Source organism: Streptomyces sp. NPDC048415, assembly GCF_040651675.1.
Taxonomy (GTDB): domain Bacteria; phylum Actinomycetota; class Actinomycetes; order Streptomycetales; family Streptomycetaceae; genus Streptomyces.
In genome coordinates, this window is the sequence record NZ_JBEZKJ010000016.1 from 45,348 (window position 1) to 64,266 (window position 18,919).

Consider the following 18,919-nt stretch of genomic DNA (forward strand, 5'->3'; position numbering starts at 1 on the left):
TTCAGCGACCCCTTACAGCTTCATCAGGCTGGCGTCGTCGACCGAGGCCGAGTGGCGGGAACGGAACAGCGACACGATGATCGCGAGCCCGACCACGACCTCCGCGGCGGCGACGACCATCGTGAAGAAGGCGATGATCTGGCCGTCGAGATTGCCGTGCATACGGGAGAAGGCGACGAACGCGAGGTTGCAGGCGTTGAGCATGAGCTCGACGCACATGAACACCACGATCGCGTTCCGCCTGATCAGTACGCCGGTGGCGCCGATCGTGAACAGCAGGGCGGCGAGATAGAGGTAGTTGACCGGGTTCACTTGGACGCCTCCTCCGTCTTCGTGCGCTCCAGGCGCTCCTCGGCGCGCCGCTCCAGCGCCTTCAGGTCGCTCAGCGCGTCGGCCGACACGTCACGGATCTGCCCGCGCTCACGCAGCGTCTTGTTGACGGTCAGCTCGGACGGGGTGCCGTCGGGGAGCAGGCCCGCGATGTCCACCGCGTTGTGCCGTGCGTAGACACCGGGAGCAGGCAGCGGTGGCAGGTGCTTGCCCTCCCGTACCCGCTGCTCGGACAGTTCGCGCTGGGTCTTGGCGCGCTCGGTGCGCTCGCGGTGCGTGAGGACCATGGCGCCGACGGCGGCCGTGATGAGCAGCGCGCCGGTGATTTCGAAGGCGAACACGTACTTCGTGAAGATGAGGGCGGCGAGGCCCTCCACATTCCCGTTCGCGTTGGCCTTGGCCAGGCCGTCGAAGTCCTTGATGGACGCGTTGCCGATGCCGGCGAGGAGCAGGATGCCGAAGCCGGCACCGCACACCAGGGCCAGCCAGCGCTGGCCCTTGATGGTCTCCTTCAGGGAGTCCGCCGCGGTGACACCGACGAGCATGACCACGAAGAGGAACAGCATCATGATCGCGCCGGTGTAGACGACGATCTGCACGATGCCCAGGAAGTACGCGCCGTTGGCGAGGTAGAACACCGCCAGGACGATCATGGTCCCGGCGAGACAGAGCGCGCTGTGCACGGCCTTCTTCATGAAGACGGTGCACAGGGCGCCGATCACGGCGACCGTGCCGAGGACCCAGAACTGGAAGGCCTCACCGGTCGAGGTGGAGTAAGCGGCGAGATCCGTCATCGCCCGATCACCTTCTCCGACGTCGGCTCGTCCTCACCGAAGGTCGAGGCCGCTTCCTGGGGCACCTCGCCCTTGGAGAGGGCGACTTGGCGCTGCGTGCCGGGCGCGGCCTCCGTGACGAGTCCCCGGTAGTAGTCCTGTTCGTCGGTGCCGGGATAGATCGAGTGCGGCGTGTCGACCATGCCCTCTTCGAGGCCGGCGAGCAGCTGCTCCTTGGTGTAGATGAGGTTGGCGCGGCTGGAGTCGGCCAGCTCGAACTCGTTCGTCATCGTGAGCGCGCGCGTGGGGCACGCCTCGATGCACAGGCCGCACAGAATGCAGCGGGCGTAGTTGATCTGGTAGACGCGGCCGTAGCGCTCGCCCGGCGAGTAGCGCTCCTCGTCGGTGTTGTCGGCGCCCTCCACATAGATGGCGTCCGCGGGGCAGGCCCAGGCGCACAGCTCACAGCCGACGCACTTCTCCAGGCCGTCCGGGTGGCGGTTGAGCTGGTGCCGGCCGTGGAACCGCGGGGCGGTGGTCTTCTGCTGTTCCGGGTACTGCTCGGTCAGCCGCTTCTTGAACATGGCCTTGAAGGTCACGCCGAAGCCGGCGACGGGGTTCTGGAAACCCGGCTTGGTCTCCTTCGGCTCCTCAGCCATCGGACCCCTCCTTTCCGTCACGAGTTCCGCCATTTGATCCGTCACTCGCAGTATCGGACCCACCACTGACAATCAGCTCCCGCTCACGGCGCGGGCGGCGCCGCGGCACCGGCGGCAGCTCCTGTCCTGGCAGCGGCGGTACGGGGAATCCGCCGGCCATCGGGTCGAAGGCGGCGGGCTCGGCGGGCTCCTCCTGCTCCTTGGCGCCGCGGTCGCGGAAGATGTCCGCGGCGAACGAGAGGAGCAGCAGGACGAGGACGCCGCCGCCGACGTACAGGGCGATGTCCGCGAAGTCGTAGTTCTGGTTCCTCAGGGTCCGCACGGTCGCGACGAGCATCAGCCAGACCACGGAGACCGGGATGAGGACCTTCCAGCCGAGCTTCATCAGCTGGTCGTAGCGGACGCGCGGGAGCGTTCCGCGCAGCCAGATGAAGAAGAACAGCAGCAGCTGCACCTTCACCACGAACCAGGCCATCGGCCACCAGCCGTGGTTGGCGCCCTCCCAGAAGGTGCTGATCGGCCACGGGGCCCGCCAGCCGCCCAGGAAGAGGGTGGTCGACACGGCCGAGACCGTCACCATGTTCACGTACTCGGCGAGCATGAACATCGCGAACTTGATCGACGAGTACTCGGTGTTGAAGCCGCCGACGAGGTCGCCCTCGGACTCCGGCATGTCGAAGGGGGCGCGGTTGGTCTCGCCGACCATCGTGACGATGTAGATCAGGAACGAGACCGGCAGCAGGACGATGTACCAGCGGTCGTGCTGCTGTTCGACAATCGTCGAGGTCGACATGGACCCGGAGTAGAGGAACACCGAGGCGAAGGCGGCGCCCATGGCGATCTCGTACGAGATCATCTGCGCGCAGGACCGCAGACCGCCCAGCAGCGGGTAGGTGGATCCAGAACTCCAGCCCGCCAGCACGATCCCGTAGATGCCCACCGAGGCGACCGCGAGGATGTAGAGCATCGCGATCGGCAGGTCGGTGAGCTGCATGGTGGTGCGGTGGCCGAAGATCGAGATCTCGTTGCCCGCTGGCCCGAAGGGGATCACCGCGATCGCCATGAAGGCCGGGATGGCCGCGACGATCGGTGCGAGGACGTAGACCACCTTGTCCGCGCGCTTGACGATGACGTCTTCCTTGAGCATCAGTTTGATGCCGTCGGCGAGCGACTGGAGCATGCCCCAGGGGCCGTGCCGGTTGGGGCCGATGCGCAACTGCATCCAGGCGACGACCTTGCGCTCCCACACGATGGAGAAGAGCACGGTCACCATCAGGAAGGCGAAGCAGAAGACCGCCTTGATGACGACCAGCCACCAGGGGTCGCGGCCGAACATCGAGAGGTCTTCAGCGGCGAGGTACGGCGTCATGCCTCCACCTCCTTGGGGGCCTCGGCGGCGAGGGTCGCCGGACCGATACGGACGAGTGCGCCGGGCAGCGCCCCGGTGTCGGAGGCGACGCCCCTGCCGGTTGAGTTCAGCGGGAGCCAGACCACGCGGTCGGGCATCTCGGCGATCTGCAGAGGCAGTTCGACCACTCCGCAGGGACCGGTGACGGCGAGCAGGTCGCCGGTCTTGATGCCCACCTCGGCGGCCGTGGCGGCCGACACGCGCGCGCGTGCGGCGTGCCGGGTCCCGGCGAGCGCTTCGTCACCCTCCTGGAGTCGGCCCTGGTCGAGCAGCAGCCGATGCCCGGCCAGTACGGCCTCCCCGGCGGCGGGGCGCGGCAACTGTGCCGCTGTTTCCAGCGGTTCGGTGGCCCGCGGACCGTCCCAGGCGCCGAGCCGGTCCAGCTCCCCGCGCGCGGTACGCAGATCGGGCAGACCCAGGTGGACGTCCATGGCGTCGGCCAGCATCTGCAGGACACGCGCGTCGCTGGGCGCCACGCGGCGGGTCATCTGGTCGGGCTTGAGCGCGGCCTCGAACAAGCGGGCCCGGCCCTCCCAGTTGAGGAAGGTGCCGGCCTTCTCGGCGACCGCCGCGACCGGAAGGACGACGTCGGCGTGTTCGGTGACCTCGCTGGGTCGCAGTTCCAGCGACACCAGGAAGCCCACTTCGGAAAGTGCCGCACGCGCGCGTGCCGGATCGGGAAGATCGGCGACCTCCACGCCCGCGACCACCAGGGCCCGCAGTTCACCGCCGGCGGCGGCCTCCACGATCTGGCCGGTGTCGCGGCCGTAGCGGTGCGGAAGTTCGGAGACGCCCCAGGCGGCCGCGACCTCCTCCCGCGCGCGCGGGTCGGTGGCCGGACGTCCGCCCGGCAGCAGCGACGGCAGCGCGCCCGCCTCGACGGCACCGCGTTCCCCGGCCCGGCGCGGAATCCACACCAGCTGGGCGCCTGTCGCCGACGCGGCCCGCACGGCCGCGGTGAGGCCGCCCTCCACGGCGGCAAGGCGCTCGCCGACGGCGATCACCGCGCCCTCGGTGCGCAGCGCCTCGGCGGCCTTCGCGCCGTCACCCTCCAGACCGACACCGCTCGCGAGGGCGTCCAACCACTCGGTCTCGGTGCCGGGCGCGGCCGGCAGCAGCGTGCCGCCCGCCTTCTCCAGGCCGCGCGTCGCATGCGTGGCCAGCGAGTAGGTCTTCTGACCGTGTCCACGCCACGCCTTGCGCAGCCGCAGGAAGACGCCGGGCGCCTCCTCCTCGGACTCGAAGCCGGCCAGCAGGACGGCGGGCGCCTTCTCCAGGGAGGTGTACGTGACCCCCGTGCCATCGAGGTCGCGTCCGCGTCCGGCGACCCGGGCCGCCAGGAAGTCGGATTCCTCGGCGCTGTGCACGCGCGCGCGGAAGTCGATGTCGTTCGTGTCGAGGGCCACGCGCGCGAACTTGCTGTACGCGTAGGCGTCCTCCACGGTGAGACGGCCGCCGGTCAGGACACCGGTCCTGCTGCGAGCCGCCGACAGCCCCTCAGCGGCGACCGACAGGGCCTCCGGCCAGGAGGCGGGTTCCAGCTCTCCGGACGCACCTCGTACGAGCGGCGTGTCGAGGCGGTCCCTCTGCTGTGCGTATCGGAACCCGAACCGCCCCTTGTCGCACAGCCACTCCTCGTTGACCTCGGGGTCCGGGGCCGCGAGGCGCCGCACGACCTTGCCGCGCCGGTGATCGGTGCGGGTGGCACAGCCGCCGGAGCAGTGTTCGCACACGGAGTGCGAGGAAATGAGGTCGAAGGGCCGCGAGCGGAAGCGATACGCCGCCGACGTCAGGGCGCCCACCGGGCAGATCTGGATCGTGTTTCCGGAGAAGTACGACTCGAAGGGGTCGCCCTCGCCGGTGCCGATCTGCTGGAGCGCGCCCCGCTCGACCATCTCGATCATCGGGTCGCCCGCGATCTGGTTGGAGAAGCGGGTGCAGCGGGCGCACAGCACGCACCGCTCACGGTCGAGCAGCACCTGCGTGGAGATCGGGACGGGCTTCTCGTAGGTCCGCTTCTTGCCCTCGAAACGGGATTCGGTGTTGCCGTGCGACATCGCCTGGTTCTGCAGGGGGCACTCGCCGCCCTTGTCGCAGACCGGGCAGTCCAGCGGGTGGTTGATGAGCAGCAGCTCCATCACACCGTGCTGGGCCTTCTCGGCCACCGGGGAGGTGAGGTGCGTCTTGACGACCATCCCGTCCGTACAGGTGATCGTGCAGGACGCCATGGGCTTGCGCTGGCCCTCGACCTCGACGATGCACTGGCGGCAGGCGCCGACCGGGTCGAGCAGCGGGTGGTCGCAGAACCGGGGGATCTCGATGCCGAGTTGTTCGGCGGCGCGGATGACCAGGGTGCCCTTGGGCACGCTGATCTCGACGCCGTCGATCGTCAGCGAGACGAGATCCGCCGGCGGGACCGCCGCCTCTCCCCCACCGGAGGGAGCGCTCGTGGTTACCGTCATGCGTTCACCTCCGTGTGCTTGTCCGCCCAAGCGGTCGACTTGGCCGGGTCAAAGGGGCAGCCGCGGCCCGTGATGTGCTCCTCGTACTCCTCGCGGAAGTACTTGAGCGAGGAGAAGATCGGCGAGGCGGCGCCGTCGCCGAGGGCGCAGAAGGACTTGCCGTTGATGTTGTCGGCGATGTCGTTCAGCTTGTCGAGGTCGGACATGACGCCCTTGCCGGCCTCGATGTCGCGCAGCAACTGCACGAGCCAGTACGTCCCTTCGCGGCAGGGCGTGCACTTGCCGCAGGACTCGTGGGCGTAGAACTCGGTCCACCGGGTGACCGCCCGGACGACACAGGTCGTCTCGTCGAAGCACTGGAGCGCCTTGGTGCCGAGCATGGAACCCGCGGCCCCCACTCCTTCGTAGTCAAGAGGGACGTCGAGGTGCTCGTCGGTGAACATCGGCGTCGAGGAGCCGCCAGGCGTCCAGAACTTCAGCCGGTGGCCGGGGCGGATCCCGCCGCTCATGTCGAGGAGTTGGCGGAGCGTGATGCCTAGCGGGGCCTCGTACTGGCCGGGGCTGGCGACATGGCCGCTGAGCGAGTAGAGCGTGAAGCCCGGGGACTTCTCACTGCCCATCGACCTGAACCATTCCTTGCCTTTTTGCAGAATGGCGGGAACTGACGCGATCGACTCGACGTTATTTACAACAGTTGGGCACGCATAGAGGCCCGCGACGGCAGGGAAAGGGGGACGAAGCCGCGGTTGACCACGGCGGCCTTCGAGCGAGTCGAGCAGTGCGGTCTCCTCACCACAGATGTACGCGCCCGCGCCCGCGTGCACGGTGAGTTGAAGGTCGAGTCCGCTGCCCAGGATGTTCTCGCCGAGGTAGCCCGCCGCGTAGGCCTCACGCACGGCCTCGTGCAACCGCCGCAGAACAGGGACCACTTCACCGCGCAGATAGATGAAGGCATGCGAAGACCGGATGGCATAACACGCGATCACAATGCCCTCGATGAGGCTATGCGGGTTCGCGAAGAGGAGCGGGATGTCCTTGCAGGTTCCCGGCTCCGATTCGTCGGCGTTGACAACTAGATAGTGAGGTTTGCCATCACCCTGAGGAATGAACTGCCACTTCATTCCGGTGGGGAATCCCGCGCCGCCGCGGCCGCGCAGTCCGGAGTCCTTGACGTACGCGATGAGGTCGTCCGGCGACATGGCGAGCGCCTTGCGCAGCCCCTCGTATCCCTCGTGCCTTCGGTACACGTCCAGCGTCCAGGACTTCTCCTCGTCCCAGAAGGCCGACAGCACGGGTGCGAGCAGCTTCTCGGGGCTGGTTCCTCCCCCAGCCTCCGGCTGCGAGGTGCCCCCATATTGAGTGGACACGGTCATCACTCCCCCTCCTCGGCGACAGGACCCGCCGGGTGGGCCGGGTCGGAGGCCGATGTCTCCTGCGGCGCGTCGTGTGAGCTCAGGTGCTCGGCGGGCGGCTGGTCCTTGGGGGCTTCACCGCCGCGGGGGTGCACCACGCGCGCGGGGGCTGTCTCTCCCCTGGCCAGGCGGAGGCCGATCAGTGAGGCGGGTCCCGCACTGCCGCCGGCCTCCACAGCGCCGTCCCGCTCGTCGGGGAAGCCCGCCAGGATCCGGGCGGTGTCCTTGAACGTGCACAAGGGGGCGCCGCGGGTGGGGTCGACCTGTGCTCCCGCGCGCAGGTCGTCGACGAGGTGCTTCGCGGAGGCCACGGTCTGGTTGTCGAAGAACTCCCAGTTGACCATTACGACCGGCGCGAAGTCGCAGGCCGCGTTGCACTCGATGTGCTCCAGGGTGACCTTGCCGTCGTCGGTGGTCTCGCCGTTGCCGACGCCCAAGTGGTCCTGGAGCGCTTCGAAGATCGCGTCTCCGCCCATGACCGCGCACAGGGTGTTGGTACAGACGCCCACCTGATAGTCGCCGGAGGGCTTGCGGCGGTACATGGAGTAGAAGGTCGCGACCGCGGTCACCTCGGCCGTGGTCAGGCCCAGTAGGTCCGCGCAGAACTGCTGCCCTGTGCGTGTGACATGGCCCTCCTCCGACTGCACGAGGTGCAGCAACGGAAGGAGCGCCGAGCGGGAGTCCGGGTAGCGGGCGATGATCTCGCGCGCGTCCCCTTCGAGCCTGGCTCGAACGTCGTCCGGGTAGTCGGGCGCGGGCAGTTGCGGCATGCCCAGGCTGACGCCCTCGGAGGGGGTGGTGGTCACCGGTCGACGCCTCCCATCACGGGGTCGATGGATGCGACGGCGACGATGACGTCGGCGACCTGGCCGCCCTCGCACATCGCCGCCATGGCCTGCAGGTTGGTGAAGGACGGGTCCCGGAAGTGGACCCGGTAGGGGCGGGTGCCTCCGTCCGAGGCGACGTGCACCCCGAGCTCGCCCTTGGGCGACTCGACCGCCACGTACGCCTGTCCCGGCGGCACGCGGAAGCCCTCGGTCACCAGCTTGAAGTGGTGGATCAGGGCCTCCATGGAAGTGCCCATGATCTTCTTGATGTGGTCGAGGGAGTTGCCGAGACCGTCGGGGCCGAGCGCGAGCTGGGCGGGCCAGGCGACCTTCTTGTCGGCGACCATGACCGGGCCGGGCTGCAGCCGGTCCAGGCACTGTTCGACGATCCGCAGCGACTGACGCATCTCCTCCAGGCGGACCAGGAAGCGCCCGTAGGAGTCACAGGTGTCGGCGGTCGGGACGTCGAAGTCGTATGTCTCGTAGCCGCAGTACGGCTGGGACTTGCGAAGGTCATGCGGCAGGCCCGCCGAGCGGAGAATCGGGCCGGTGGCGCCGAGGGCCATGCAGCCGGCCAGGTCCAGGTAGCCGACGTCCTGCATACGGGCCTTGAAGATGGGGTTCCCGGTGGCGAGCTTGTCGTACTCGGGAAGGTTCTTCGTCATCTTCTTCACGAACTCGCGGATCTGGTCCACCGCCCCCGGGGGCAGGTCCTGGGCGAGTCCGCCGGGGCGGATGTACGCGTGGTTCATCCGAAGGCCGGTGATCAGCTCGTAGATGTCGAGAATGAGTTCACGATCACGGAAGCCGTAGATCATGATCGTGGTGGCGCCCAGCTCCATGCCGCCGGTGGCGATGCACACCAGGTGGGAGGAGAGCCGGTTCAGCTCCATCAGGAGCACGCGGATGATCGTGGCGCGGTCGGGGATCTCGTCCGTGATGCCGAGGAGTTTCTCGACCGCGAGACAGTACGCCGTCTCGTTGAAGAACGGCGTCAGGTAATCCATGCGCGTCACGAACGTGGTGCCCTGTGTCCACGTGCGGAACTCGAGGTTCTTCTCGATGCCGGTGTGCAAATAGCCGATGCCGCAGCGGGCCTCGGTGACGGTCTCGCCGTCGATCTCCAGGATGAGCCGGAGCACGCCGTGTGTGGAGGGGTGCTGCGGACCCATGTTGACGATGATGCGCTCGTCGTCGGACTTCGCGGCGGACTGGGCGATCTCGTCCCAGTCGCCGCCGGTGACCGTATATACGGTGCCCTCGGTCGTCTCGCGGGCCGACGCGGCCGATGCCCCGGAAGAAGGGGTCTGCGTGCTCATGAGTACGACCTCCGCTGGTCCGGAGCCGGGATCTGGGCGCCCTTGTACTCGACGGGGATGCCGCCGAGGGGGTAGTCCTTGCGCTGCGGGAAGCCTTGCCAGTCGTCCGGCATCATGATCCGCGTCAGCGCCGGGTGACCGTCGAAGATCAGCCCGAAGAAGTCGTACGTCTCGCGCTCGTGCCAGTCGTTCGTCGGGTAGACGGAGACGAGCGAGGGGACATGCGGATCGGCGTCGGGGGCGCTGACCTCCAGGCGGATCAGCCGGTTGTGGGTGATCGAGCGCAGGTGGTAGACGGCGTGCAGCTCGCGGCCCTTGTCCTGCGGATAGTGGACGCCGGAGACGCCGGTGCACAGTTCGAAGCGGAGGGCCGGGTCGTCGCGCAGGGTCTGGGCGACGCGGAGCAGGTGCTCGCGTTCGATGTGGAAGGTGATCTCGTCGCGGTCGACCACCGTCTTCTCGATGGCGTTTTCGGGGACGAGTCCCTGTTCCTCCAGGGCGCCCTCCAGCTCGTCGGCGACCTCGTCGAACCAGCCGCCGTAGGGGCGGGTGGCCGGGCCGGGAAGCCGGACCGAGCGGACCAGGCCGCCGTAGCCGGAGGTGTCGCCGCCGTTGTCGGCGCCGAACATGCCGCGTTGGACGCGGATCTCCTCGCCGCCCTCGCCACGCTGGCCGGGGAGGTTCGAGGCACCCAGGTCCTTCTCGGGGTTGACGCCGTTACCCGGCGTGTTCGCCCCGTTGCCGTTCGCGTCGCTCACCGCAGCAGGCCCTTCATCTCGATGGTGGGGAGCGCCTTGAGCGCCGCTTCCTCCGCCTCGCGGGCCGCCTCCTCGGCGTTCACGCCGAGCTTGGAGGTCTGGATCTTCTGGTGGAGCTTGAGGATCGCGTCCATCAGCATCTCGGGCCGCGGCGGACAGCCGGGCAAATAGATGTCGACCGGGACGATATGGTCGACTCCTTGCACGATGGCGTAATTGTTGAACATTCCGCCTGACGAGGCACAAACCCCCATGGAAATCACCCACTTGGGGTCCGGCATCTGGTCATAGACCTGCCGTAGCACCGGCGCCATCTTCTGGCTCACCCGGCCGGCCACGATCATCAAGTCCGCCTGGCGCGGCGATCCGCGGAAGACCTCCATACCGAAGCGCGCCAGGTCGTAGCGCCCGGCGCCGGTCGTCATCATCTCGATGGCACAGCAGGCGAGCCCGAACGTCGCGGGGAAGACGGACGCCTTGCGTACCCAGCCGGCGGCCTGCTCGACGGTGGTCAGCAGGAATCCGCTCGGCAGTTTTTCTTCGAGTCCCATGTCTTAAAGGCCCCTCAGTCCCATTCCAGACCGCCGCGCCGCCATACGTACGCGTACGCGACGAAGACGGTGAGCACGAAGAGCAGCATCTCCACGAGCCCGAAAACACCCAGGGCGTCGAAGGTGACGGCCCAGGGGTAGAGGAAGACGATCTCGATGTCGAAGACGATGAAGAGCATCGCCGTCAGGTAGTACTTAATGGGGAAGCGCCCGCCGCCGGCCGGCGTGGGGGTCGGCTCGATACCGCACTCGTACGCTTCGAGCTTGGCGCGGTTGTACCGCTTCGGACCGATCAGCGTGGCCATGACCACGGAGAAGATCGCAAAGCCTGCCCCGAGGGCTCCCAATACGAGGATCGGCGCATACGCGTTCACGCTCCTCGCTCCTCTCAGTCGGCACTGACTGGTGGCGGTTCGGCGAGCGAGCACCCCGCCCCACCGGCCCCACGAACCCCGCCCGTCCCGGCGAAGATCGCGAACATGTGAAGCAGGTCACAAGCCCAACTGCCTCGCATCTTATGCCCGCCGGTCTGTGATCTGCGACACGGGGTATTACACAAGCTTTGTGATCTCCACCACCTGACGAACGATCATGAAGTCGGATGAGCAGTGATCTTCATACGCGAAGCGTCCGGGCGATCACCAGAGGTGACATTTCCACTCGTCGTCGCAGGTCCGAAGCGACGTCTCCATATCAAGAGACTTCCGCTGCATGCAAATTGGTGCTGGACTCGGAGGCTTGGTAGAGGCCCGCGTTCACTCTTCAGAGGGAGGGGCGGGGACGGGTGTGGACGCGTGCACGCGTTCACGAGCGGGTGAGGTCGGGACTCACGCGCGTGACGCCGCCTCCGTGGTGACCGTTCCGTGACCTGCGCCACATCTTGATGTGGGTCAGATAAGCCGGGCTTGGCCATCAGGTTCAACCAGTGGTAGGCGGCGGGCAATCCGGACGTAATAGAGAAACGCCTTGATCACGGGCTTGATGGGTCGTGTCCGCAATGCCCGTTACGGCGTCAATAAAGGGTGACGCGCGCTGAATTCGGCAGTCGATTGAACAACTGTGGCGCACCACACGTTTCTTGAAGGTATGGAGGAGCCCCTGATACCGCTTGTACCCATGTCCCACACCGCTCACATACGAAGCCACCGGAAGCCCCGCCGCAACGCGTCGTCGCTCGCGATGCGCGCCGGAGTTGCCGGTGGCGTTCTCAGCACCCTGGCAGTGGCCGGTGCGTCCGGTTCGGCGAACGCGGCCGAGCCCGTGACCCAGACCCTCGAACTGCCCACCCTGACGGCCGACCTGGCCACCCAGGTGGCGCAGTCCGCGGACGCCACGCAGCAGGCCGCGGCCAACTACGAGCTGCAGGCGGAGCGAGACGCGGCCGCCGCCAAGGCCGCCAAGCAGGCCAAGGCCGACCTCGCCGAGGCCCAGAAGAAGGCGGAGGCCAAGAAGAAGGCTGAGGCCGCACGCAAGGCCGCCGCCGCCCAGGCCGCCTCGCGCTCCTCGCAGCGCACCACCCTGTCCGCGTCGGCGAGCAGCTCCACGAGCACGCCGAGCACGTCCACGGCCACCGGCTCCGCCGCGGCCGTCCTCGCCTTCGTCAAGGCGCAGCTCGGTGACGCCTACGTCTCCGGCGGCACCGGCCCCAACTCCTGGGACTGCTCGGGCCTCGTCCAAGCCGCCTTCAACCAGGTCGGCGTCAGCCTGCCGCGTGTCTCGCAGAGCCAGTCGACCGCGGGCACCCAGGTCTCGCTGAGCGCCCTGCAGCCGGGCGACATCCTCTACTGGGGCGGTGCGGGCAGCGCGTACCACGTGGCGGTCTATGTCGGTGACGGCATGTTCGTCGGCGCGCAGAACCCGTCCTCGGGCGTCGTCGAGAAGCCTCTCTCCTACGACCCGCCGAGCGGTGCGGTGCGCGTGCTCTGACACGCGATGGTTGTGCCGTGAGGAGCCTGCCGGGGCCGGCGGGCTCCTCACGGGTGCTTCAGCCCAGGTCGAAGGTGTTCGGCAGGCCGAGCCTGTAGCGCAGCTCGTCGACGCGTTTGAGGGGCTCCATCTCCGGCGGCCGGTACAGCTCCCAGATCGCGCAGCGCTCGGCGTCCGAATTGTCCGCGTCCAGCAGCGCGTTCACCGCACGGCGCGCGGACTCGTTGGCGCCTTCCATGGTCGCCAGGTCCACATCCGTGCGGACGTAGTCGCCCGCGAGGAAGAAGTTCGGCACCGCGGTGCGAGCGGATGGCCGGTTGTAGAGCGTTCCCGTGGGGTGGATGAGAAGCGGCTCGCGGTTTTGCGGGTCCGGGCCGCCGAGCCCCGTGACCGCCGGGTCCATGAACCAGCCGAGACGGTCGGCGTCGGTGAGCGTGGTCTTGCCCGAGTCGTTGAGGCCGTCCTTCAGCTGGGCCCAGGTCTCGGCGACGATCTCCTCCTTCGTGCACTCACGGGCCGTCTTGCCGTAGAGGATCCCGGGCTTGTCCCACTCCGAGACGATCGCGGAGAGGCAGTCGTGGGCGCCGCCGTCCCCGTAGTCGGCCGAAAAGTCTCGTACATCCCAGAATTGGGCCTGCCCGATGCCCGTCACCGACCACGGGGAGTCGAGGCAGTTGATGTGGCCGTGCACCACAGGCGTGGGCGTACGCAGATAGAACTGGATGCCCACCATCCAGTCCGTCCGCAGGGCGTCGCACTTGGCGAGCTGGGGGTCCGCGGCGCGTAGGGCCGGGCCCCAGGTGCGGCGCGCGTGCTCGACGGGGAGAGCGGAGACGTAGTGGTCGGCGATGATCGTCCGCGCGTTGCCGCCGTCGGGCGCCGAGACCCGTACACCGGTGACGCGTCCGCCCTCGTAGACGACCTCGCGCACCTGTGCGCCCGTCACGAAGTCGACGCCCAATGAGCGCAAATGGGTCGCCCAGGGGTCGATCCACGCTTCGCTCGTCGGGGCGTTGAGGACGCGGTCGACGTCGGCGTCGCCGTCCATGCCGCGGCCGAGCAGGCCCCACAGCAGCAGAGCTTCGATGATGACGCGGCCGACGGTGCGGGTGGATGCCACCTCGGCGCGAGTGGCGACGAGGTTGCGGGTCTGGCCGATGCCGAGCAGCGTCCGGTACTCCGTGCTCATCTCCTCGGCGCGGATGAAGTCCCACCAGGAGGTCTTCTCCCACTGGTCCTCGCGGCGGGCGTCGCAGCTTGTCAGGTGGACGAGGAGGCGGTCGGCGAAGTACCCGGCCTCGTGGGCGGGCAGCCGGGTGCCCAGATCCAGGACGGACAGGAGCTGGTCGCGGATCCAGGACGGGGTGATGTCGCCGGGCGCCGGCGGGGTCGTCGCCCGCCGCAGGGGGAAGTGCAGATCGGGCCGGCCGCCGGCGCGGGCGAAGAGCGCCTCGGTGCCGCCGCGGAGGTTGCCGTGAACGCCGTTCGCATTGCCGGGGAAGGGAATCCGACGCATCGTGTCCGGGAGGTTTCGGTAGAAACCGGGGAAGAACCGGAAACCGTGTTCGCCGGGGAGGGGCTTGCGGCCACCGCTTGCCGTCCCGGGTACGTCCATGGAGCGAGCCTTGCCGCCGAGGACGTCGTAGTACTCGTAGACGGTCACCGCGTAGCCCCGCTCGGCGAGTTCGTGGGCGGCGCTCAGGCCGGAGACGCCGCCGCCGAGGACGGCGACGTGCCTGCCGGAAGCGGCACTCGCGCTCCCGGGCCATAACGCGACGGCGCCGAGAGCGCCTCCGGCACCGGCGAGGAAGCGTCTGCGTGAGCGTCCGCTGTGCTCCTGGGACTGTTCCGTGTGTTCTGTTGTCATGAGTACGGGAGGGTAGGGAGTGGCGCCGCAGGCCGGAAGGCCGCCGTCCGGCCACCCACAGGATCCTCACGCGAGCCGGAGATACAGCCATGCCTCGTGTGTGCGTACCGGGAAGGCCTCTCGGCTCACGGCGAGCTACGCCTTCGGGGCCACCTTCGTCAGGCCGTTGATGATGCGGTCCATGGCGTCGCCGCCTGTCGGGTCCGTCAGGTTGGCGAGCATCTTCAGCGTGAACTTCATCAGCAGAGGGTGGGTCAGGCCGCGCTGGGTGGCGATCTTCATGACCTTCGGGTTGCCGATGAGCTTCACGAAGGCGCGGCCGAGGGTGTAGTAGCCGCCGTAGGTGTCCTTGAGGACGCGCGGGTAGCGCTGGAGGGCCAGTTCGCGCTGGCCGGGGGTGGCGCGCGCGTGGGCCTGGACGATGACGTCGGCGGCGATCTGGCCGGACTCCATGGCGTAGGCGATGCCCTCGCCGTTGAAGGGGTTGACCAGACCGCCGGCGTCGCCGACCAGCAACAGCCCCTTCGTGTAGTGGGGTTGCCGGTTGAACGCCATGGGGAGGGCGGCGCCGCGGATGGGCCCCGTCATGTTCTCCGGCGTGTAGCCCCAGTCCTCCGGCATCGAGGCGCACCACGCCTTCAAGACCTCGCGCCAGTCCAGTTCCTTGAAGGAGCCGGAGGTGTTGAGCACGCCGAGGCCCACGTTCGACGTCCCGTCGCCCATACCGAAGATCCAGCCATAGCCGGGCAGGAGACGGTCCTCGGGGCCCCGCCGGTCCCACAGCTCGAGCCAGGACTCCAGGTAGTCGTCCTCGTGGCGCGGCGAGGTGAAGTACGTGCGGACCGCGACACCCATCGGGCGGTCCTCGCGGCGGTGCAGGCCCATCGCCAGGGAGAGCCGGGTTGAGTTGCCGTCGGCGGCCACGACCAGCGGGGCGTGAAAGGTGACCTCGCGCTTCTCACCGGTGTCGCCGAGCTTGGCGTGGACGCCGGTGATGCGGCCCGTGCGGTCGTCGATGATGGGCGCACCGACGTTGCAGCGCTCGTACAGCCGCGCGCCCGCCTTCTGCGCCTGCCGCGCCAGCTGCTCGTCGAAATCGTCCCGCTTTCGTACGAGGCCGTAGTCGGGGTAGGAGGCGAGATCCGGCCAGTCCAGCTGGAGTCGGGAGCCGCCGCCGATGATGCGCAGGCCCTTGTTCCGGAGCCAGCCGGCCTCTTCCGAGATGTCGATGCCCATCGACACGAGCTGCTTGGTGGCGCGCGGGGTCAGCCCGTCACCGCACACCTTCTCGCGGGGGAACGCGGTCTTCTCCAGCAGCAGGACGTCCAGCCCCGCCTTCGCCAGGTAGTACGCGGTGGTGGAACCGGCTGGCCCGGCCCCGACGACGATGACATCGGCGGTGTTTTCGGAGAGGGGCTGGGACTCGGTCACGGCGGGTTCTCCCCAAGATGCGAAATCAACGTGCCGACGGGCACTGGACATGGGCAGTCTATGCAGCGGTACTGATCACCTGGCTGAAGGGCTGCCCCCCGTGAACCGAGCTCTCCCCGATGTACGGCTCCGTGTCCCCACCGACGAGGACGCCTTCGCCTGGCACCGGATCTTCGACGACCCGGAGGTCATGGAGTTCCACGGCGGCCGGGCGGCCGAGCTGTCCGTGTACGAGGAGCTCACCGCGCGGCAGCGGCGGCACGACGCGGAGCACGGGTTCTGTCTGTGGACGATGGTCGACTCGGCCGGCGAGGTGCTGGGCTTCACCGGGGCGCAGCCGTGGCCGCACGGCTGGGGGCCGACGGGCGAGATCGAGATCGGCTGGCGGCTGGGGCGGGCGCACTGGGGCAAGGGGTATGTCACGGCGGCGGCGCGCACCACCCTGGAGCGGGTACGCACGGCGGGGGTCTCCAACATCGTCGCCATGGTCAACGCGCGCAACGAGCGTTCCATCGCGGTGACGAGACGGATCGGCATGGAGCTCGCCGAGCGCTTCACCCTGCCGACGTCGGGGCAGGAGGGGCACCGCTACCGGCTGGCCCTCTGACAGTGCCCGGCACGTCTCCTACGGCTTCCGGAAGGGCATGGGCGAGGCTTACCCTTCCGGTACCGCTGGGGGTGACGTCTGTGCGCATAACACCCGGGACACCCGAAGTGCGCGTACCGCGGCTCGTGGGCCTGATGGCCGTGGACGCGCGGGAGACGGCCGAGGCGCGAGGTGTGCTGCTCGCCGCGCCCGACCGGCCCGAATTCCATCTGACGGTCGTCGACTACGTCGTACGCCAATATCCCCCGCCCGGCGCCGAGGTGCCGCGCGGCGCCGTCGTCACCGTGTGGTTCGAGCTCGGTGACGCCGAGGGCGGTGCGGGGGTGCGTGAGCCGCGGCTGCCACGGCCGCCGTCGGGCGGGATGCGCCGTGAACTCGACGAGCCTGGCGATCCGTTCGAGGTTCTCAGGTGAGTTCCCGAGGCTTCCTCCGGTTGCTGAGGCAGCCTCGGATGACCGCGTTCAGCCCTGCTTGAAGCCCCGGTGCAGGGCCACGACGCCGCCCGTCAGGTTCCGCCAGGCCACCTTCGACCAGTCCGCCTTGCGCAACTTCTCGGCGAGTTCGGGCTGGTTCGGCCAGGCGCGGATGGACTCGGCGAGATAGACGTACGCCTCGGGGTTGGAGGAGACCGCGCGGGCGACCGGCGGCAGCGCGCGCATCAGATACTCGGTGTACACGGTACGAAACGGCGCCCAGGTGGGGTGCGAGAACTCGCAGATCACGACCCGCCCGCCCGGCTTGGTCACCCGGTACAGCTCGTTCAGCGCGGCATCGGTGTCCTGCACGTTGCGCAGCCCGAAGGAGATCGTGACCGCGTCGAAGGTGTCGTCCTTGAAGGGCAGCCTGGTCGCGTCGCCCGCGGTCAGCGGCAGCCAGGGGTGGTTCCTCTTGCCGACCCGGAGCATGCCGAGGGAGAAGTCGCAGGGCACGACGTACGCGCCCGTGCGGGCGAACGGGAGGGAGGACGTTGCCGTCCCCGCCGCCAGGTCCAGGATCTTCTGCGCCGGCCGCGCGTCGACCGCCTTCGCGACCTCCTTGCGCCACCGCCGGTCCTGGCCGAGGGACAGCACGTCATTCGTCAGGTCGTACCGTTCCGCCACGTTGTCGAACATCGAGGCGACTTCGTGCGGCTGCTTGTCCAGAGATGCGCGGGTCACGAATCCATTGTGGCAGTACGAGCCGGGCGACTCTCCAGCACCCGGCCGCAGATTCGGGCACTAGCGAGGGCACTCATGCAGAGCCCTCCCTTCAGGCAATTCTTTGTGCTGGTCAGAGCCAGTTTGCTGCGTACGCAGAAAAGCGCCGGACCCGTGTCAGACGGGTGTGGCGCAGGTCGTACGCACGCTTTCCTGTCGGGGACTCGCACTCATGCGGGGCGAGAACTGCTTGACGGGCGCTCCGCCACGCTCGGCGGATGACGCGGCTCGCGAGCATCTCCCCCTTCTCGCCCTTGAACAGGACGTCGCCCGGCTTGAGGTTCTCCGCCTCGATGTGCTCACGGAGGATCCGCGTCAGCGAAGGGTGCCCCGGCGCACGCCAGGACTTCATCGAGTTTGCCCGGGTCCTCCCGAGCGGCCATAGACAGAGTGTTGCGTTCCACCCACTTCAGGATGGTCACCACCTCGGGTGGGGCTTCCTCCCTCCGCCTCGTGTTGAACGCGAACTCCCGCAGAGCGGTGCGCACGTCGACCGGCCTGAAGCCGGTGGGTGGTGTGCGCAGCAACGCGACGGTCGCCATCGTCAGCGCCTTCGCGGTGTTCTTACGGCTGTTGCCCGCAGTCTGCCGCCATTGCGCATCAGCGAACTGGACAGCGAAGTCGTACCAGTTCACCGCGCTCGCTCCGGACTGATGGGAGACCGGGCGCCCCGTGGTGAGGCTGAACGCCTCGCCTCCTGGTCGTCTGGTTCGAAGCCCACCACCGGCGGCGAAGAGTTCCACGGTGGTCCCCTGCTCAGGCGGGTGGCCACGTGTATGCCCAGGGCCTGCTCCACTGCATCGACGACAAGTCCGTGATGCCGTTCATCGGCGAGTCCGTCTTCGTCGTCGGCGAGTACGTGCGTACCAAGCTGATGCCTGTCACGCGGCCGGGAGAGACGATGCCGAAGACGGTGAACGCGGCCCCCGACCTGTGCCGGCCCCGGAAGAAGTCACCGTGACCGGTTGAGCCTCAGACCCCCCGGATGGCGCCCCCGATGAGCGCTGCGGGGAGATGTCAGATTAGCCTCCGAAATGAGCGCAAAATGGATCTTTTAATGGTGCGCTCCACTCGACCCAAGGAGGAGAAATGCGCAAGCTTCACAAGGCCGCTGTTGCGGCCGCCATCATCGCCAGCATCGGCTTCATAGGCACCGGCACCGCCACCGCCCAAGGCGCGGAAAGCATGCGTGGCGGCGGGTGCAAGTCCCACGACCTGAACCTCGACCTCCTCGGCAACGTCGGGCTCCTCAACGGCGTGATCGGGGTGAACGACGAGGGCAGCCCAGGCGCGCAGTTCACCCACGTCGGTTCCGATATGGGCTGCGATCACGACGGTCGGTAGCAGCGTCACGTAGCTCACCGAATTGGGTCTCGGCGCCCGGGCCATGGGC

At 68.3% G+C, this 18,919-nt stretch carries 20 protein-coding genes; 5 read left to right on the top strand and 15 right to left on the bottom strand.

Features of this window, described 5'->3' with window-relative positions; all coding sequences use genetic code 11:
* Positions 1-12: 12 nt before the first annotated feature.
* The 11 genes from nuoK to AB0D27_RS13900 are packed head-to-tail and all read right to left on the bottom strand — an operon-like array spanning position 13 to position 10,873.
* A complete protein-coding gene (gene nuoK / locus AB0D27_RS13850; protein WP_004927567.1) occupies positions 13-312 on the bottom strand; it encodes an NADH-quinone oxidoreductase subunit NuoK in 300 nt (99 codons plus the stop codon).
* Complete coding sequence (locus tag AB0D27_RS13855) at positions 309-1,124, bottom strand: NADH-quinone oxidoreductase subunit J (protein WP_362506838.1); 816 nt, start codon at positions 1,122-1,124, stop codon at positions 309-311. Before AB0D27_RS13855 ends, nuoK begins: the two co-directional genes overlap by 4 nt.
* Entirely contained in the window at positions 1,121-1,762 is a 642-nt protein-coding gene (gene nuoI / locus AB0D27_RS13860; protein WP_362506841.1) for an NADH-quinone oxidoreductase subunit NuoI, read from the bottom strand. The genes AB0D27_RS13855 and nuoI overlap by 4 nt, the downstream gene beginning before the upstream one ends.
* On the bottom strand, positions 1,755-3,131 hold the full coding sequence (nuoH, locus tag AB0D27_RS13865) for an NADH-quinone oxidoreductase subunit NuoH (RefSeq protein WP_362506844.1): 1,377 nt from the start codon (positions 3,129-3,131) through the stop codon (positions 1,755-1,757). Before nuoH ends, nuoI begins: the two co-directional genes overlap by 8 nt.
* Positions 3,128-5,632 (bottom strand): NADH-quinone oxidoreductase subunit G, encoded by a 2,505-nt coding sequence (locus AB0D27_RS13870; protein ID WP_362506847.1) that lies wholly within the window; start codon positions 5,630-5,632, stop codon positions 3,128-3,130. The genes nuoH and AB0D27_RS13870 overlap by 4 nt, the downstream gene beginning before the upstream one ends.
* Positions 5,629-7,005, bottom strand: coding sequence for an NADH-quinone oxidoreductase subunit NuoF (gene nuoF, locus AB0D27_RS13875; RefSeq protein ID WP_362506850.1), 1,377 nt, complete (start codon positions 7,003-7,005; stop codon positions 5,629-5,631). Before nuoF ends, AB0D27_RS13870 begins: the two co-directional genes overlap by 4 nt.
* A complete protein-coding gene (gene nuoE / locus AB0D27_RS13880; protein WP_362506853.1) occupies positions 7,005-7,850 on the bottom strand; it encodes an NADH-quinone oxidoreductase subunit NuoE in 846 nt (281 codons plus the stop codon). The genes nuoF and nuoE overlap by 1 nt, the downstream gene beginning before the upstream one ends.
* Positions 7,847-9,190: an NADH-quinone oxidoreductase subunit D gene (locus tag AB0D27_RS13885; protein WP_362506856.1), complete on the bottom strand. Its 1,344-nt coding sequence runs from the start codon at positions 9,188-9,190 to the stop codon at positions 7,847-7,849. The genes nuoE and AB0D27_RS13885 overlap by 4 nt, the downstream gene beginning before the upstream one ends.
* On the bottom strand, positions 9,187-9,948 hold the full coding sequence (locus AB0D27_RS13890; RefSeq protein WP_362506859.1) for an NADH-quinone oxidoreductase subunit C: 762 nt from the start codon (positions 9,946-9,948) through the stop codon (positions 9,187-9,189). The genes AB0D27_RS13885 and AB0D27_RS13890 overlap by 4 nt, the downstream gene beginning before the upstream one ends.
* On the bottom strand, positions 9,945-10,499 hold the full coding sequence (locus tag AB0D27_RS13895; RefSeq protein WP_362506861.1) for an NADH-quinone oxidoreductase subunit B family protein: 555 nt from the start codon (positions 10,497-10,499) through the stop codon (positions 9,945-9,947). The genes AB0D27_RS13890 and AB0D27_RS13895 overlap by 4 nt, the downstream gene beginning before the upstream one ends.
* 14 nt (positions 10,500-10,513) lie before the next feature.
* Positions 10,514-10,873: an NADH-quinone oxidoreductase subunit A gene (locus AB0D27_RS13900; protein ID WP_007383963.1), complete on the bottom strand. Its 360-nt coding sequence runs from the start codon at positions 10,871-10,873 to the stop codon at positions 10,514-10,516.
* A 742-nt stretch (positions 10,874-11,615) separates the two neighbouring features.
* Between AB0D27_RS13900 and AB0D27_RS13905 the strand changes: the two genes are divergently transcribed.
* Positions 11,616-12,425, top strand: coding sequence for a C40 family peptidase (locus AB0D27_RS13905; protein ID WP_362506864.1), 810 nt, complete (start codon positions 11,616-11,618; stop codon positions 12,423-12,425).
* A gap of 58 nt (positions 12,426-12,483) precedes the next feature.
* Here the strand turns inward: AB0D27_RS13905 and AB0D27_RS13910 are convergent, their stop codons facing one another.
* Both AB0D27_RS13910 and AB0D27_RS13915 read right to left on the bottom strand, forming a co-directional pair.
* Positions 12,484-14,292: an FAD-dependent oxidoreductase gene (locus AB0D27_RS13910; RefSeq protein ID WP_362506867.1), complete on the bottom strand. Its 1,809-nt coding sequence runs from the start codon at positions 14,290-14,292 to the stop codon at positions 12,484-12,486.
* Between the two features lie 135 nt (positions 14,293-14,427).
* Positions 14,428-15,723, bottom strand: coding sequence for a geranylgeranyl reductase family protein (locus AB0D27_RS13915; RefSeq protein ID WP_362506870.1), 1,296 nt, complete (start codon positions 15,721-15,723; stop codon positions 14,428-14,430).
* 100 nt (positions 15,724-15,823) lie between these two features.
* Here AB0D27_RS13915 and AB0D27_RS13920 point away from each other — a divergent pair, with 100 nt between their 5' ends.
* Entirely contained in the window at positions 15,824-16,330 is a 507-nt protein-coding gene (locus tag AB0D27_RS13920) for a GNAT family N-acetyltransferase (RefSeq protein ID WP_362506873.1), read from the top strand.
* Between the two features lie 80 nt (positions 16,331-16,410).
* Entirely contained in the window at positions 16,411-16,743 is a 333-nt protein-coding gene (locus AB0D27_RS13925) for a PASTA domain-containing protein (protein ID WP_362506876.1), read from the top strand.
* Between the two features lie 48 nt (positions 16,744-16,791).
* On the opposite strand, the gene AB0D27_RS13930 is transcribed toward AB0D27_RS13925, so the two are convergent.
* Positions 16,792-17,487, bottom strand: coding sequence for a demethylmenaquinone methyltransferase (locus tag AB0D27_RS13930; protein WP_362506879.1), 696 nt, complete (start codon positions 17,485-17,487; stop codon positions 16,792-16,794).
* Between the two features lie 338 nt (positions 17,488-17,825).
* The gene (locus tag AB0D27_RS13935) at positions 17,826-18,161 is read right to left on the bottom strand and encodes a hypothetical protein (protein WP_362506882.1); all 336 of its coding nucleotides are present in this window, start codon (positions 18,159-18,161) and stop codon (positions 17,826-17,828) included.
* 137 nt (positions 18,162-18,298) lie between these two features.
* Between AB0D27_RS13935 and AB0D27_RS13940 the strand changes: the two genes are divergently transcribed.
* Entirely contained in the window at positions 18,299-18,487 is a 189-nt protein-coding gene (locus tag AB0D27_RS13940) for a hypothetical protein (RefSeq protein WP_362506884.1), read from the top strand.
* Between the two features lie 128 nt (positions 18,488-18,615).
* Positions 18,616-18,870 carry a hypothetical protein gene (locus tag AB0D27_RS13945; protein WP_362506887.1) on the top strand — a complete coding sequence of 85 codons (255 nt, stop codon included), beginning with the start codon at positions 18,616-18,618 and terminating at the stop codon, positions 18,868-18,870.
* The last annotated feature ends 49 nt before the right edge of the window (positions 18,871-18,919 follow it).

Coding starts and splice junctions, on each gene's coding strand:
- AB0D27_RS13855 (WP_362506838.1), bottom strand. CDS start 1,124: ATGACGGATCTCGCCGCTTACTCCACCTCGACCGGTGAGGCCTTCCAG.
- nuoI (WP_362506841.1), bottom strand. CDS start 1,762: ATGGCTGAGGAGCCGAAGGAGACCAAGCCGGGTTTCCAGAACCCCGTC.
- nuoH (WP_362506844.1), bottom strand. CDS start 3,131: ATGACGCCGTACCTCGCCGCTGAAGACCTCTCGATGTTCGGCCGCGAC.
- AB0D27_RS13870 (WP_362506847.1), bottom strand. CDS start 5,632: ATGACGGTAACCACGAGCGCTCCCTCCGGTGGGGGAGAGGCGGCGGTC.
- nuoF (WP_362506850.1), bottom strand. CDS start 7,005: ATGACCGTGTCCACTCAATATGGGGGCACCTCGCAGCCGGAGGCTGGG.
- AB0D27_RS13885 (WP_362506856.1), bottom strand. CDS start 9,190: ATGAGCACGCAGACCCCTTCTTCCGGGGCATCGGCCGCGTCGGCCCGC.
- AB0D27_RS13895 (WP_362506861.1), bottom strand. CDS start 10,499: ATGGGACTCGAAGAAAAACTGCCGAGCGGATTCCTGCTGACCACCGTC.
- AB0D27_RS13905 (WP_362506864.1), top strand. CDS start 11,616: ATGTCCCACACCGCTCACATACGAAGCCACCGGAAGCCCCGCCGCAAC.
- AB0D27_RS13910 (WP_362506867.1), bottom strand. CDS start 14,292: ATGACAACAGAACACACGGAACAGTCCCAGGAGCACAGCGGACGCTCA.
- AB0D27_RS13945 (WP_362506887.1), top strand. CDS start 18,616: ATGCGCAAGCTTCACAAGGCCGCTGTTGCGGCCGCCATCATCGCCAGC.